The organism is Mesorhizobium sp. P2_E7, assembly GCF_056403855.1.
The window spans coordinates 2,345,243-2,361,413 of sequence record NZ_JBFUER010000001.1 but is presented as its reverse complement, the minus strand read 5'-3'; the positions used below and the strand labels follow the sequence as shown (position 1 = coordinate 2,361,413).

The window sequence follows — 16,171 nt, the reverse complement described above, 5'->3', positions numbered from 1 at the left end:
GCGCAGCCGGTGGATCGCAGGTCAGGCTTCGGCTAGAGTCCGCCGTCCATCAGCTCTTTCACCCTCTTGGCCGCGTCGTCCGCTGCCTGGTCGACGGTCATCGCTCCGGTCAGGGCATTTTGCAGCATGTCCGGGACGATGATGTTCATGATCTCGGGGGACTGCGGCAGCGCCGGGAACGGGATGCCGTATGGCAACATCGACGTTGTGACATCAAGGAACTTGATGTTGTCCAGGCGTTCCTTCATCCATTTGGTCTTGAAGCCGTTTAGGTTGCCGGGGTTCGAGCCGGCATAGGCCATCTTCAGCGACCATTCCGGGCTCGTCCACATGCAGATGATGGCCTTTGCCGCCGGCTCGTCCACCTTGCCGCCCTCGACATATTCGGGCTTGAGGATGTGGATGTTCGAGCCGCCGAACACGACTGCGCGCTTGCCGTCCGGGCCGGTCGGTATCAGTCCGTAGCGCATGTTGTCGATGACGGTCTGCGCCTTGTCCTTGTCAGTGCCGGTCGCCTTCTTCTGCAGGTCGAGCATGACGTTGTAGTCGGACGGGTGCGAGACCATCATGCCAAGCTGGCCGGCCAGGAACAGGGGCTGGTTGTCGGCCTGCTGGTTGGTGAGTGCCGAAACCGGAACCGATTTGTCCCGAACATACATGTCGTAGGAGGCCTGCAGCGCCGCCTTGCTTTGCGGGCTGTTGAGCTCGATCTCCTTGTAGGTCGGGTTCGCCGTGGCTTCGTCGAAGACGCCGCCGCCATAGGCCCACAGCTGCGGCATGAAACGGTACGGCGTATTGCCGGCATTCTTGCGAGCCACGAGGCCGTAACCGGCAATGCCGAGCTTGTCGTGGATTTGCTTGGAATCCTTGACGACGTCGTCCCAGGTGGCTGGAGCCTTGTCCGGATCGAGGCCCGCACGCTTGAAGATATCGGCATTCCAGATGAACGCCATCGTCTCGTTGTTGGTTGGAATTCCGTAGGTCACCCCATCCCAGGTCACGGCCTTCATGGCGCCGGGCCAGAAATCATCGGTCGAATAGCCTACATCCTCAGGCTTGAGTGGCTGCAGATAGCCCTTTGCGGCGAATTCGGTGCCGCCCAGGATTTGCAGGCGCACCGCCATCGGCGCGGCATTGCCAAGAAGCGCCGTGCGGAACTTGTCGAGGAGATCGTTGTAGGTGAGGGCTTGTTCTTCCAGCTGGATGTTGGGGTAGGTCTTGCGGAAGGTTTCGAAGAAATCCTTGTAGTACTGGCGCAGGAGGTCGGGGTCGCCCTCGAACACGCCCTGATACCAGAAAGTCAGTCGCCCCTTGTAGTCGAGCGGGGTGACCTTGCCGCAATCGCCCGCCGTGTCAAAATCCTGCGTACCCGCAATGGAGCGCACATATTCGGGCGACCACTTGCTCAAGTCGACCGGCGCCGCACCCAGCGCCGATGCGGACATCAACGATACCATCAAAGCAGTGGAGACAGTGCCGCGCAGGACGGCACCGCCGAGTGAAATCCTCGTCATAGGGTATCCTCCAGGTTTCTCTCCCACGCCGCTCTGCGTCGAGGCGAGCGGTCCTGCTCGTCGGTGGCCGAACGCTCCGTTCGATGTATCCCTTCGAGCATTTCATACGTTTTCAGATCGTGGATTGTCTGTCAACGCGCCAAATCGTACATTGTTTATGGAAACCGTGCGTGATATCGGTTGAAGTGTGTATTGATCTGGGGGCAACCTTGGCCGAAGCAAGCGATTTCAAAGCAGAGCCACCCGAAGGGATCGACCCTATCGGGGCCTCCAGCGAGGGCGCCTCGCTTTATCAACTGATCCGGGAAGACATCATCGAGGGGCGGCTCGCCGCCAACGAGCGGCTTGTGGTCACCGATCTCGCTCGCCGTCACGGCACCTCGACCAACCCGGTCCGCGAGGCTCTGCAGCTGTTGCGGGGCGAGGGCTTTGTCACCTTTGTTGCCAACCGTGGGGCGCGTGTCCGGCCTATAGACCAGGACTTTGTCCGGGATATCTACGAGATCGGAGTCCTGATCGAGCCGGCCCTGACGCGATGGTTTGTGAATATGGCTACCGTCGAGGACATTGCCGAACTCGAACGTATCCAGGGCCTGATTGAAGAGAACAACTTTGCCGACACGTTCAGGCACAGCGAGCTGGATACCGCCTTTCACACCGTGATGTACCAGAGGCACTACAACCGCCATGCCGCCGAGCTTTGGTGGAAGCATCGCGAAGTGCTGCGGGCTGTGAGCCGGCGTTTCAACTTCACGCTCGCCCGGCGTGCCGCGATCCTTCGCGAGCACCGCGAGCTCATCGCGCATGTAAAAGCGGGAAATGCCGACGAGGCAGCCGAACTCATCGCGCGGCATGTCGAGGGCTCCGGCCGGCATGTCCTCGAACATATGCGCGCGCGCAGCGCCGCGCGGGCTGGATAGAACATCCGGTCCGGAACGCCGCTGTCCCGATCCACTTCATATAAGGCAGTTGAGATGAAAATCACGAGCGTTCGGCCGTGGCTGATCAAGTCCGGCGCTTCTTATTGGGGGGAGTTCCTGTTCGTCGAAGTGACGACTGACGAGGGGGTGAGCGGCTGGGGAGAAATCACCACCACCACAAGGCTCGCCAACCGCGCTCTCTGCACGATCCTGCGGCAGATCGGTGCCGCCGTGACCGGTGAGGACCCGGCGCGTATCGAATATCTGTGGCACAAGATATTCCGCAGCTTCACCTATATGGGCAGCCGCGGCGCCGCCGTCGAATGCGTGAGCGCCATCGACATAGCGCTCTGGGACATTCGCGGCAAAGTTCTCGGCAAGCCGATCTACGAGCTGCTGGGCGGACCGATACGCGATGAAATCGCGCTCTACACCCATCCCGACCAACGCAAGTTTACCAGCAAGGAGGCTGTGGTCCGTGAAATTCGAGACATCGTCGAGTCCGGACACACCGGGCTGAAGTTCGATCCTTTCCCCCACCAGGGTCGCACCGCCGATGGCTTGTCGCGCGAACAGCGGGACGGCTACCTCGATGGCAGCATGACCCGCAAGGACGAGCGCGAGGCCGCCGAACTGACGGCTCTGATCCGAGAGACGGCAGGCCCCGATGTAGACATTCTTATCGATGCGCATGGCCGCTTCGATGTGCCCACCGCCATTCGCCTCTGCCGGAGCCTCGAGGAAGCCGGCCAGATCGACTGGTTCGAGGAACCTTGTCCGCCCGAGAGCCTCAATGCCCTCAAGCAGGTGCGCGAGAAAGTCAGCGCCGCTATCTCGTGGGGCGAGCGCGGCCACACGAAATGGGATTTCGTGCCGGTGCTCGAGAACAAGCTCGCCGACTACATCATGCCGGACGTGACCTGGACCGGCGGCATTACCGAACTGAAGAAGATTTCTGCCCTGTGCGAAGCCTACTACATCCCGGTGTCGCCGCATGACGCGGCAGGACCGATCAACGTGGTTGCGGGAGCGCAGGTGATGATGACCGTTCCCAACTTCTACAAGCTCGAAACGTCGGAGTGGAACCTGGCCAAATACGATCACCTCATCGACCGACCACTCGATGTCTCGAACGGCAACCTAAAGCTGACGTCGAAACCTGGTCTCGGCGTCGAGATGAACCGCGACTATCTGCAGGCTCACGAAATAGAGCTTGCCTAGCAACGCTCATGCCGGACGGGCATGGGCGGCGACAAGCCCACCGATCAGAACGAGGATAAGCCATGCCAAAGACGGGTGGCGCCGGCGAGGCGCTCAATCGGGTAAATACGAACTCCAGGCCGTCCGAGCTGCGCATCACCGACCTGCGCGTCGCCGAGATCGTCGGCGCGCCGTTCACCTCAGCGCTCATCAAGATCTACACCAACCAGGGCATTGTCGGCCTGGGCGAAGTGCGCGACGGCGCCAGCGCGACCTATGCGCTGATGCTGAAGAGCCGGTTGCTGGGCGAGAACCCCTGCGACGTCGACCGGTTGTTTCGCCGCATCAAGCAGTTCGGCGGCCATGGGCGGCAAGGTGGCGGCGTCTCGGCTGTCGAGATCGCGCTGTGGGACCTCGCCGGTAAGGCCTATGGCGTGCCGATCTACCAGATGCTCGGCGGACGGTTCCGTGACAAGGTGCGGGTCTATTGCGACACCGATGCGGACAAGCCCAGCGGCACCGAGACCGGCAAGCGGCTCAAGGCGCGGATGGATCTCGGTTTCACCTTCCTCAAAATGGACCTCGGGCTGGCGCAGATCGCGCACATACCGGGCGCGGTGGTGGCGCCGGCCGGCGTGCTCGACGGTTTCCGCAGCCATGCCGCCCGTGGTCCGGCACGCACGCTGGACGAACGCCGGGCGCGCAACGCGGCCTATGACGCGCAGAACGTGCCGCATCCGTTCACCGGCCTGCACTTCACCGAAAAGGGCATCGACCTGCTCGACCAATATATCCATGAAGTGCGCGAGGTGATTGGCTACGAGGTCCCGCTCGCGATCGACCATGTCGGCCACATCTCGCTGCAGGACGGCATCCGTCTGGCACGGCGGATCGAGAAATACGCGCCGGCCTGGCTCGAGGACGTGATCCCCTGGCAATACACCGAGCAGTATCGGCAGTTGCAGCAGGCGACGTCGGTGCCGATCTGCACGGGTGAGGACATCTACCTCAGGCAAGCATTCGAGCCGCTGCTCAAATCAGGCATTTCCGTCATCCACCCAGACCTGCTGACTACCGGCGGTATCCTCGAGACCAAGAAGATCGGCGACGCGGCGCAGGAGCATGGCGTTGCCATGGCCATTCACATGGCCGAAAGCCCGATCGCGGCGATGGCCGCCGCCCATGTCGCGGTGGCCACGGAGAACTTCATGGCGCTCGAATATCACAGCGTCGAGGTCGACTGGTGGGACGATATCGTCACCGGACTGCCCAAGCCGCTGGTCAAGGACGGCTTCATCACCGTGCCGGACAAGCCTGGCCTCGGCATCGACGACGTCGTCGACGAAGTGATCAGCCAGCACCTGCAGCCCGGTGTCACGGGGATATGGCAACCCACCGAGCATTGGGACAATGAATATAGCTGGGACCGGACTTGGAGTTAGCCCAGACCTCCTGCCATCATTCCCCCCAGGCTCACAGGGCCAAACGACCGACCATTCGTGTCGACCTCTCCCAAGGGTGCAAAGAAAGAAACGGACGAAACCATGATCTACGAACTGCGTATCTATGACTGCCTGCCGGGCAGGCTGCCGGCTTTGCTCAAGCGCTTTTCCGACCAAACGCTGGCCATCTGGGAGAGACATGGCATCCGCCAAGCCGGGTTCTTCACCACGGTGGTCGGCGAAAACAGCAATCGACTGACCTATTTCGTCGCCTGGGAATCCCTTGCCGAGCGCGAAGTGAAATGGAAGGCCTTCACCACCGATCCGATATGGCTCAAGGTCCGCGACGAGTCCGAGCGCGATGGCCCGATCGTGGCCAATATTTCCAGCCAGTTTCTCGCGCCAACCGCCTTCTCGTCGGTGAAATAGAGGACATCATGAAAATCACCGATCTCCGATGCGCCGTCATCGGCAAGCACCCCATCGTCCGCATCGTCACCCACGAAGGTCTCCATGGCCTCGGCGAGGTCGAATACACCAAGCCCTATCTAAAACCCTGGGTGCTGCATTTTCGCGAGGCGCTGATCGGCGAGGACCCGACCGACGTCGAGCGCGTCATGCTGAAGATCCGGCAGCGCGGCTCGTTCAAGCCCTATGGCGCCGCGGTCAGCGCCATCGAGCATGCGCTGTGGGACATTGCCGGCAAGGCGGCAGGCGTTCCGGTCTACAAGCTGCTCGGCGGCAAGGTGCGAGACCGGGTGCGGGTCTATAACGGCTCTATCCGCAAGAAGCGCACCGGAGACAGGCCTGAGGATTACGCTGCCGACGTCAAATGGATGATGGAGCGGCCGGAAAACTTCTTCATGGTCAAGCAAGGCATCAGCTTCCACTCCAACATGAAGACATCAGTGCCCGACTTCCACTACGGCGTACGCCAGCCGCCGACCTATCACGGGGCGATGGACCAGGGGCAGATCAGCGAGCGCGGTATGGCGCATATGATCGACTGCGTCATCGCCATGAAAGAAGTGCTGGGCGACAAGGTTTCGCTGGCGCTGGATTGTGGTCCGGGCTGGTTCCTGCCGGACGCCATCCGCTTTGCGCAGGCGGTGGAAAAATACAATCTGATGTGGCTGGAGGACATGCTGACCGGCGACTACGTGCCATGGGTCAACCCGCAGGCCTACCGCGAACTGACCACATCGACATCCACCCCGATCCACACCGGCGAGCAGATCTACCTGCGCCACAATTTCAAGGAACTGATCGAAACCCAGGCGGTCCGCGTCATCGGCCCTGACCCCGCCGACATTGGCGGCATCGCCGAGCTCAAATGGGTGGCCGAGCACGCCTATATGCACTCGATCATGATGGCGCCGCACGGCACGGCCAACGGCCTGCTCGGCCTCGGTGCGCTGATCAATGTCTGCGCCACGCTGCCGGCCAATTACATTGCCTTCGAATATCCCAGCGCCTCCGACCCGTGGTGGGAGGATATCGTCATCGGCCTTCCGAAGCAGATCGTAAAGGATTCGATGATCGACCTGCTCGAAGCACCGGGGCTGGGCCTCGACATCGATGCCGCGGGAGCGAAAAAATATCTCGCGGAAGAGGACGCCGGTTTCTTCGACTAGCGTGTGCGGCCGCCGGAGGCCGACGGTTCTAACCCGTCAGGAGCGCAGTTTCGCGCTCTTGCCAATTATAAAAGCCAACCACCACCCTATTCGAAATAGCATTGGAAATAATTATTCGGTTTTCGCGCGAAGTATCTTTAAACCCGTTGGCGCTATGCCTACGTCATTTGGTGTAGTGTCTATCAAGGCAACACCGATGTGAGATAACTCACGGCCACGCCGCCCCCACTGGGGACTCGGGACGCGCGGTCATTTTTCCACACAATGAGCAGCCCAAACGTTCGACACGCCCTTGGTGCGTCGGGCGCGCAGGTGCGCAATCTCCCCGCTTCATCAATCAACACCAACCGAGTGGCCCTCGGGTGAACGAACCTGCGCGCCCCATAGGAGAGAAGAGATGGAAGCCCTACAATATCTCGGCCCGATCGAATGGACGGCGATCAAGGTCGCCGTGCTGGTCATCGTGCTGGCAATCCTGTTCTGGTGGAGCGGCGTGGTCCGCTACATCCCAAACGACAGGCTCGGCATCCTGGAAAAACTGTGGAGTTTTCGCGGCTCCATCAGCAATGGCTTCATAGCACTCAACCGTGAGGCGGGCTACCAGCCGGAAGTCGTGCGCGGTGGCCTGCATTTCTTCATGCCGTTCCAATATTCAATGCATCGCGCCAATCTTGTCACCATCCCGCAGGGGCAGATCGGCTATGTCTTTGCCCGTGATGGCAAGCCGCTGCCTCCGACGCAGACACTTGCTTCAAACACCGAAGCCGATGATTTCCAGGATGTGCGCGGCTTTCTGGAAAAGGGCGGACAGAAAGGACCGCAACGCAAGATCTTGCGTGAAGGCACCTATGCCATCAACCTCGCACAATTCATCGTGCTGACCGCCCAGTCGATCCATTCCGTCAATCTGAGTTCGTCGGAACAAAGCCTTTTTTCCAACATGTCCAGCATGATCTCGGAACGGGGCGGCTTCGAGCCGGTCGTCATCCACAATGCCGATGACATGATTGGCATCGTCACCATCCATGACGGACCGGCCCTGCCGGACGGCGAGATCATCGCACCGACCGTCGCCAACGATCCGAACGACCCGAACTTTCACAACAATTTTCAGGACCCGGAGAAGTTTCTCAATGCCGGCGGCTACCGTGGCCGGCAGTTGCAGGTGCTGGCCGACGGCAGCTACTTCCTCAATCGCATTTTCGCGACCGTCGAACTGGTCGAGAAGACGATCATCGACGTTGGCACGGTGGGTGTCGTCGTCTCCTATAACGGCCGCCACGGCACGGATATTTCCGGGCAGGCTTATCGTCACGGCGAGCTGGTCGAAATCGGCGCACGCGGTGTCTGGTCCACGCCGCTGCTGCCAGGCAAGTATGCGTTCAATACCTATGCCGGCAATATCATCACCGTGCCGACCACCAACTTCGTGCTCAAATGGACGAAGGAGCAGTTTGGCGAACACAGGCTGGACGAGAACCTGTCTGAAGTGTCGTTGATCACCAAGGATGCGTTCGAGCCTGTGCTGCCGCTCTCCGTCGTCGTGCATATCGACTATATGAAGGCGCCTCTCGTGGTGCAGCGTTTCGGTGACATCAAGCGGCTGGTCGAACAAACGCTCGACCCGATGGTCTCTGCCTACTTCAAGAATATCGCCCAGACAAAGACGCTGATCCAGCTTTTGCAGGAGCGCAGCGATATCCAGCGCAAATCGGGCGAGGAAATGCGCGAAAAATTCAATTCCTACAGCCTCGAGCTGCAGGAAGTGCTGATTGGTACGCCACGTGCCGCCAATGGCCAAAACAGCATCGAGCAGATCCTGATCCAGCTGCGCGATCGCCAGATCGCGGTCGAAAAGGTCGAGACCTATAAATTGCAGGAGAAGGCGGCCATTCAGGAACGCACGTTGCGTGAGAAGGAGGCGCTCGCCGAACAGCAAGCCAAGATCACGACGTCGGCCCTGACCATCGAGATCAGCGAGAACGAGGGCAAGGCGCAACTCGCCCGCACCCGCCAGGAGGCGGAAACCATTCAGGTCAATGCCAAGGCAGAGGCCGAGAAGGTGCGCCTCGGCGGCCAGGGCGAGGCCGACATGATCAAGGCTATCGCGCTTGCCGATGCCGAACGCATCAAGGCGACCGGTTTTGCGGAAGCCGAGAAGGTGCGCGCCGTCGGTCTGGCGGAGGCCGAGGCCACCGAGAAGAAGGTCGCCGCCTTCGGCGGCCCGGACTATCAGCTCAATTCGCAGGTTCTCATGCGCTTTGCCGAGGCGATCGAGAATGGCAGGCTGCCGCTCGTGCCGCAGATCCAGATCGGCGCCAGCGGTGGTGAGAAGGGGGCTGCCAATGGCCTTGTCGAGATGATGCTTTCGATGCTCGTTGCCGACCGGGTTGGACGGCAGAACCTGCCGGATGCGATTCCCGAACCCGTTGAGGAGGAAGCCGTTCAGCAGGATTGATTGAGGATGGGTGAGGAGATTGATTGAAAATGGGCCGGTTGTACCGGCCATTTTTCTGCGCTCTGCCGAACCATGTTGTGGCAGGGCGCAATCTTCTGCTGGGGATAAGGGCAGCATAGCCAGCGAAGGCGAGGGCGACGGCGGCGGTCTGAGGGGCGGGGAGACCCGCGGCGGCCCAGCAACAAGGCGTGCTTTTAGCTCTGCCGGTTACATCCCTGGCAGCTGGCACTGTACACGCGCCTTCTTCGCCTGACGCTCAAATAAAGCTGTGGATATTTTAGATATGACCGGATTGTGTCGTATCCGCCAAGTGAAGCCGGAGTAGCTTCCAGCAACTGACTCGGGGGTTTCAATGAAGCGGTTGCTTTTGGGCGCGGCTATGTTTGCCGCAGGCATCTTTGGTGCGGATGTATCTTCCCTTTCTTATATTAGAGGCGGTGCAGGAATAGAAGCCTTTGCGCAGAGCGCCTCGCCCGAGGCGCCGGCCAGCGGCGGCCTCGGCAATGGCGGCGCCGCACTGGGCACCGGCTCTTCGACCGCCAAGCCGGCCCCGGCAGCAGGCACGACGGGAGATGCGGCGTCCACGACCGGCAGTCCCGATGCGGCCGCCAAGGTTGGAGCCAAACCGGCCGATGCCAAGGCTGGCGATACCAAGGCGAGCGACACCAAGGCTGCCGACACGAAGACGACCGATACCAAGGGCAAGGAAGCCGGTAAGGCCGATACGGAAGCAGCGCCGGAGGAACCGGCTGCCGCAGCCGCGGCAGTTGCAGCAGCCACGGCGACGGACAGTGGCGATCCCGAGGCTGTCGGCACGCCGAAGGTGGACCTGCCCAAGGCCGCCGGCAACGGCAATCTGGGTTACGACATCGGCATCGACGTCCCCGACTATCACGGTATCGAGCCGCAGATTGCGCTCAACTACAATTCTTCCCGCAAGACCAAGCTAGGCGGCCTCTACCAGGGCTGGCTCGGTTATGCCTGGGGCCTCGACGGCTTCGACGTCATCGAACGGGCCACGCCCGGCTACGGTATGCCCGCCTTCGACGCCAATGACATCTATCTGCTGGACGGCCAGGCGATGGTCGCCTGCGTGGCAGGTATGGTCTCCCCCTCGTGTGCGACCGGCGGCACGCATGCGACGGAGAATGAATCCTACCGCCGTATCGCGTTGAACAGCACCACCAATGAATGGAAGGTGACGGACCGCGACGGCACGGTCTCCACCTTCCGCTCGGTAGCCGCGGTTGCGAATCTGACGCCGACGGCCGGCACGCCGGCCTATGACCTTGCGATGAGCTATCGCTGGCTGCTGACCTCGGTCACCGACACCAACGGCAACAGTGTTGCCTACAGCTACACATGCCCGGCCAGCCCGGTCTGCTACCCCGACGCCGTCAGCTACAATGGCACGGTGGTAAAATTCTATCTGGAGACGCGGCCCGATTTGATCCTGATGGGCAATGGCCGCGACATCTCGGTGACCAGCCAGCGCATCAAATCTGTCAGCGTCAAGGTCTCCGGCACGCTGCGCGGCGCCTACAAGCTCACTTACGACCCGGCGCCGTTCTCCAACGCCTCACGCCTCACCGCCGTCTCCCGCTACGGCACCGATGCCGCCATTGCTACCGACGGCACCATCTCGGGCGGCACGGCGAAGTCACTCGGCCAGATGACCTATCAGGATGCGGCTTGGAATTACACCACCGTCAACACGCCGATGTATGAGCACATCCCCGCGCTTGGTGACAATCCAACCTACGGGAATCCTACAGAAAACCTTGATGTTGACTTCGATGGCCGGGATGAACTTTGCTGCAAGTATACCGAGACGACGACAACAACAACCAATACAGGAGGAGGATCAACCGGCAATCACGAAGTATTGACGACAAAGACGGTTAAACATTTCAAAAGAATAATCAAATTCGGCAGCAATGGAGCGCCTTTTGACGTAAAGAGTTTGTTTGGCAACACAAGCTCAACAACTACGTCATCGCTTGGCACTGATCTTACACCGAAAGGCAGCTCTGGGCTAAGCGTTTTTGATCCTGGACGCTTCCTGGCGACAAAGAACGCGATAGATTTTGCCCAGTATCAGAATACCAAAACAGCTTCTTGTCACGGCACGAAAGACAACGGGGAGGTTTGCACTTACACTTACTCGGCAACTCCTTCTCTGGTGTTGACAGATGCTAACCTGGCGATGACCACTGCGTCCTGCAGCCCAGCGCCTGCGGGCTATGAGGCCCTGTGCAGCAGTTTGCCAAACTACAGCAATGTATCGTCACTTCCCGCGATCCCGTCATTTGTGGCTGACACGAATGGCGATGGAATTGATACGCTGGAGTTTAAAGGCGGCAATTCCTCCGAAACGAACATGGGTGTTGGCGATTTCCTCGGCAACGGCCGGCAACAGCCGTTGTTCGCGGTGGGCACTTCCGTCAAAAAGGGCGTGCTTTCAAGCGGCAAATGGCAGGCTGGCGGATCGTCATTTGGGATCAATTGCCAGTTTGACACTCAGTCAAATCCTGGCGCCTGTGTTTTCGCCGATATCAACGGCGATGGCGCAACGGATGTCGTAAGATACAGGTCCAGCGTCGATGAGGCCACCATATTCCTGTCGACCGGCACCGGTCTCAAAAGCTATTCTACAGCGACCGGCATACTAGGCGGCCCGGCAATTCTGCGTGATTTCGACAATGACGGAAAGGTCGACATATTCACGTTGGGCACCACGGCCACTGTTGCCGTACCTGACTTGCGCGTGATCAAAGTCTACTCGTTGCAACCGTCATCCGCCACGGCCTACATTGCGGTGAATCTTGCGCGCCCGGCAGAGATGGGCCCCGTTGGTAGTGTGATCGGTGACTTCAACGGTGACGGCCTGCCGGACCTGACCGACTACAGCCACATTTTGGTGTCGAACCCCGGCACCGGCAATCCGAACCTGTTGAAGCAGATCGTAACCGAGCTCGGTGGCACGGTTGCTGTCGAGTACTCGCCGTCCTCGACCTGGGCGAACAACTACCTGCCGCAGGTCGTACATGCCGTGACGAAACTTTCGGTCAGCGACGGACGCGGCCAGACGGCGGTGAGCGCGTATACCTATGCCGGCGGTAAATACGATCCGGCGGCGCGCAAGTTCCTGGGTTTTGCCTCGATTGTCGAGACCAGGCCGCTGGCCAATGGCGAGACGGCGGCCTCCAAGATCGAGACCACCTACCGCCAGGATCTGGCGAGCTATGGCCTGCCGTCGCTGACGGTGTGGAAGGATGGCGCGGGCACCGTGCACAAGCAGGTGGCCGAGACCTATGTCGTCAACACAGCGACAAAACCCTACACCGTGCAGAACACGGCGACCGACACGACGGTCACCGAGAGCAGTGTCGTGCGCAGTTTGCGGGTCGAGCGGGTGTTCGACACTTACAACAATATTGCGCAAATCAAGGATTACGGCCGCACCGACGTCAGTGGCGATGAACTATGGACGGCAGATTGGTTCGCGCCGAACACCGGTGCCTATATCGTGTCGCTGCCACGCGCACAGACGGCGCAAGCAGGTTTCGATGCATCGCTTCCCTACATTCACGTCCACTACGACTTCTACGACAACAACCATGCCGACAACACGACCCCGCCAACCAAGGGCAATCTGACCTGGTCAGTGGATTATGCCGATATCTATTCCTCACCGGCGAGGGCGACCTATCAGGTCTTTGCCTATGACAGCTATGGCAACAAGATCTCTGCCACCAACGCGCTCGGCCACAAGACCGAGTGGGACTATGACGCGACCTATCACCTCTATCCGATAACGGAACGGGCGGCGAAGTATTTTGCTACAGGCGGCCAGGCCGCCGACACCCGCTTTGTCTCGACGGCCACCTTCAATACAGCCTGCGGGCTGCTGGCGACGAAGACCGACCTCAATGGTCTGGTGAAAACCTTCACCTACGATCCGTTCTGCCGGCTCTACCAGGTCTCGCAGAGCGTCACCGGCGCCTATGCCAAGACGCGCTTCGAGAATGAGGGCAATCCGGCAACCCAGGCGCTGGTGAAGTACACGCCGCTGCCCAATGGTGCGGGCGAGGATTTTACCCGCTCCTATTATGATGGGCTCGGCCGCGTCTATCGCGTCGAAACCCCCGGAGAGACAGCGGCCGGCGCCAAACGCATTGCCGATACCGACTACGATCCGCGCGGCAATGCGCTGCGCACCGCCTTCCCGCGCTTTGTCGGCGACGCCGCGCAATGGGCCACCAACTCCTATGATTGGGCCGACCGGCTGGTGAAGACGGTCAATCCGGATGCAAGCCAGCGGACCTACATACACTTCCTCACCGACACCGCCGGCACGCCCAATCCGCGACTGTTTGCCGTGATCCTGATCGATGAGCTCGGCCATAAGACCAAAACCTGGTCGACGACGCGCGGCGACATCGCCGGCATTATGCGTGATCAGGACGGTCTCGCTCTGACCGAGAGTCGCGGCTACGACTTGCTTGGCCGGCTGATCGGCGTCACCGATCCCGGCGGCTCGACCTGGAGCTACACCTACGACATGGTCGGCAACCGGCTGTCGGCGTCCGATCCCGATCTCGGCACATGGTCCTATACCTACGATGCCGCCAACCGGCTGGTCAGCCAGACCGATGCCAGGGGCACGGTGAGCACGCTCAGCTACGACCAGATGGACCGGCTGACGCTGAAGACGGCAACGGCGCCCGGCGGCAGCGCGGTGACGCAAACGCAGAACACCTACGACCAGGCGGCTGCCGGTTTCTACAATATCGGCCAGCTGACCACCTCGACCAACGCGACAGCGACGCACAGCTACAATTATGACGGGTTTGGCAAGCTCGGCTGGCACGACATGACCATTGCCGGCCTGATGCACACCACGGTCGATATCCACGACGGGTCCGGCCAGACCATCCTGAAGAATTACAAGCCGGGCGAGCTGTGGTTCGGCGACTGGGACCACCGCCTGCAATACACCGCCGGCAACAAACTGTTCTCCGCCCCCGGCTTCATCACCTCGACGATCTATGAGGCCGATGGCCAGACCAAGGAGATCACCTACGCCAACGGTGTGAAGACGACCTTCATTTATTCGCCGACCCGGCGCTGGGTGACGCGTGTCACCACATCGAAGGGCGCGACCATTCTGCTCGACGATCAGTATGCGCGCGACAACCTCGGCCGCATCACCGGCACGACGGGGCTGACCGCCGCCGACAGTTGGACTTATGGCTATGACAATGCCGACCGGCTAACCTCTTCAGACAATCTCGGCGACAACTCGCTGGACGAAACCTTCGTCTATGCCGCCAACGACAATATGGTCTCGCGCACCCGTGTTGCCGGCACCTATGTCTATCCCGCGGCAACCGCAGCGCGCCCGCATGCGCCAATCTCCGTCGGCGCCAACGCCATGGCCTATGACGCCAATGGCAATCTCACCTCCGATGGCAGCCGCACGCTGATCTGGGACGAAGCCAACCGGCTGAAGACCGTCACGCGCGCCTCCAACACCGTCAACCTCGCCTATGGACCGGACGGAGCGCGGGCAAAGAAGACCTCGAACTTTGCCACCACACTCTACCCCGACGCCGATGTCGAGATCAATCCGGCAACACCGGGTGCGGAGATCTACACCAGATATCCGCATCCCGACATCAAGGTGACCGGCACGACAAAAGCCTTCCTGCACCGCGACCACCTGGCCTCGGTGCGCATGGTCACCGACGCCTCGGGCAACATAGCTGAAGCCACCAACTACGCCACCTATGGCGAACGCCTCAACACCGGCTTCCAGACGCAGAAGAGCTACATAGGCGAGCGCTTCGATCCCGAGACCGGGCTGCTCTATCTCAACGCACGCTACATGGATCCGGTGCTGGGGCGGTTCATTTCGCCGGATGATTGGGACCCGACTAAGCCCGGCGTCGGCACAAATAGGTATTCCTATGCCCACAATGATCCTGTGAACGATAGTGACCCAAATGGACATCAGGATTTGGCGGGCATCGGGAAGGGCTACATAAACTCTCAAATTAACTCTCAAGTACAAGGCTTGGCTAATTTTGAGCAAGACGTTGGCCGAGTTTCGCTAGCTGTTGGAGGCGCCAGTGCCCAAGTAGCGATAGACGTGTCTCCAGTTGGTACCGCTTTGGGGATCATTGATGCGATTGAGCACCCGACATTTGGCAATATCGCGATGGCTGCTATTGGCGTTGTTCCAGCAGGAAGAATAGCTGGCAAAGTAGGGAAAGCTCTCTCTGGCTTCAGTAAGGTCGAGAAATCTATCATATCCGAGGCACGAGCCATCCTTGGGTCTAAGCAGATGGGTGCGATCCGCGCAGCGCAGGCAAGCGGCGTACCGACATCAGTCACTATTGGTGGTCGGCTCGTTCAGTATGAACCAGGATTGCCAGCTGCTGGGATGACGATGTTTGGAGAGAATGGCTTCCTCATAGGACGTGAAGCGTTTACTTCAGAAACGGAATTGGAGAAAACTGTATTGCATGAGCTGCATCGCCTGGCGACATCGAAGTCCAAGAAGGGCGTCTCGGCAGATTTGGCAACGAAAGAAACCCGGGACGCAGCTAGTTTTGCTGATAGGGCTTCCGACGCCATGGGAGGAAGCGATGGCGCCGGCGGTGGCGGCGGCGCAGGCGGCGGACAAGCTAAGCCAGATTGGACCGGAAAATGAGATCAAAGGAAGAAGTCAAAAGAGGGTGGATCAATGCTGGGAAAATCGCTGCGGAAGACAAAAATGCTCGAATAATTTGCCCTGTATGCGAACAAGAATACCTAAAAATATTTGATATAAGCGGCGGTACTGCGGAATCATTATTAGAACGAGCACTTAGTTGTCCAAATTGTGGCTCTATTAACTACATACTTATTAATCCTAAGTCCAGGCAATGAATCTGCAAGCGTTTTGGACTACGGTGACGACGCACCTTTTCTACGTTCGAAAGGTTGTCGCGAAGGG

At 59.9% G+C, this 16,171-nt stretch carries 9 protein-coding genes; 8 read left to right on the top strand and 1 reads right to left on the bottom strand.

Going from position 1 to position 16,171, the window contains the following annotated elements:
- Window positions 1-32: 32 nt before the first annotated feature.
- Window positions 33-1,514 (bottom strand): ABC transporter substrate-binding protein, encoded by a 1,482-nt coding sequence (locus tag AC1DYC_RS11765; RefSeq protein WP_477406436.1) that lies wholly within the window; start codon window positions 1,512-1,514, stop codon window positions 33-35.
- 209 nt (window positions 1,515-1,723) lie between these two features.
- On the opposite strand from AC1DYC_RS11765, the gene AC1DYC_RS11760 reads away from it, so the two are divergent.
- From AC1DYC_RS11760 to AC1DYC_RS11725, 8 genes are all read left to right on the top strand, one after another.
- The gene (locus AC1DYC_RS11760; protein ID WP_112562095.1) at window positions 1,724-2,434 is read left to right on the top strand and encodes a GntR family transcriptional regulator; all 711 of its coding nucleotides are present in this window, start codon (window positions 1,724-1,726) and stop codon (window positions 2,432-2,434) included.
- Window positions 2,435-2,488: 54 nt separating this feature from the next.
- The gene (locus AC1DYC_RS11755) at window positions 2,489-3,655 is read left to right on the top strand and encodes a mandelate racemase/muconate lactonizing enzyme family protein (protein WP_477406434.1); all 1,167 of its coding nucleotides are present in this window, start codon (window positions 2,489-2,491) and stop codon (window positions 3,653-3,655) included.
- Between the two features lie 62 nt (window positions 3,656-3,717).
- Complete coding sequence (locus AC1DYC_RS11750; protein WP_477406432.1) at window positions 3,718-5,076, top strand: mandelate racemase/muconate lactonizing enzyme family protein; 1,359 nt, start codon at window positions 3,718-3,720, stop codon at window positions 5,074-5,076.
- 102 nt (window positions 5,077-5,178) lie between these two features.
- On the top strand, window positions 5,179-5,505 hold the full coding sequence (locus AC1DYC_RS11745) for an NIPSNAP family protein (protein WP_477406430.1): 327 nt from the start codon (window positions 5,179-5,181) through the stop codon (window positions 5,503-5,505).
- Window positions 5,506-5,513: 8 nt separating this feature from the next.
- Complete coding sequence (locus tag AC1DYC_RS11740) at window positions 5,514-6,710, top strand: mandelate racemase/muconate lactonizing enzyme family protein (RefSeq protein WP_477406428.1); 1,197 nt, start codon at window positions 5,514-5,516, stop codon at window positions 6,708-6,710.
- Between the two features lie 397 nt (window positions 6,711-7,107).
- Window positions 7,108-9,168: an SPFH domain-containing protein gene (locus tag AC1DYC_RS11735; protein WP_477406426.1), complete on the top strand. Its 2,061-nt coding sequence runs from the start codon at window positions 7,108-7,110 to the stop codon at window positions 9,166-9,168.
- 352 nt (window positions 9,169-9,520) lie between these two features.
- Window positions 9,521-15,886, top strand: coding sequence for an RHS repeat-associated core domain-containing protein (locus AC1DYC_RS11730; protein ID WP_477406424.1), 6,366 nt, complete (start codon window positions 9,521-9,523; stop codon window positions 15,884-15,886).
- Window positions 15,883-16,104 carry a hypothetical protein gene (locus AC1DYC_RS11725; protein WP_477406422.1) on the top strand — a complete coding sequence of 74 codons (222 nt, stop codon included), beginning with the start codon at window positions 15,883-15,885 and terminating at the stop codon, window positions 16,102-16,104. Before AC1DYC_RS11730 ends, AC1DYC_RS11725 begins: the two co-directional genes overlap by 4 nt.
- The last annotated feature ends 67 nt before the right edge of the window (window positions 16,105-16,171 follow it).

Coding starts and splice junctions, on each gene's coding strand:
- AC1DYC_RS11745 (WP_477406430.1), top strand. CDS start 5,179: ATGATCTACGAACTGCGTATCTATGACTGCCTGCCGGGCAGGCTGCCG.
- AC1DYC_RS11730 (WP_477406424.1), top strand. CDS start 9,521: ATGAAGCGGTTGCTTTTGGGCGCGGCTATGTTTGCCGCAGGCATCTTT.
- AC1DYC_RS11740 (WP_477406428.1), top strand. CDS start 5,514: ATGAAAATCACCGATCTCCGATGCGCCGTCATCGGCAAGCACCCCATC.
- AC1DYC_RS11765 (WP_477406436.1), bottom strand. CDS start 1,514: ATGACGAGGATTTCACTCGGCGGTGCCGTCCTGCGCGGCACTGTCTCC.
- AC1DYC_RS11735 (WP_477406426.1), top strand. CDS start 7,108: ATGGAAGCCCTACAATATCTCGGCCCGATCGAATGGACGGCGATCAAG.
- AC1DYC_RS11750 (WP_477406432.1), top strand. CDS start 3,718: ATGCCAAAGACGGGTGGCGCCGGCGAGGCGCTCAATCGGGTAAATACG.
- AC1DYC_RS11725 (WP_477406422.1), top strand. CDS start 15,883: ATGAGATCAAAGGAAGAAGTCAAAAGAGGGTGGATCAATGCTGGGAAA.
- AC1DYC_RS11755 (WP_477406434.1), top strand. CDS start 2,489: ATGAAAATCACGAGCGTTCGGCCGTGGCTGATCAAGTCCGGCGCTTCT.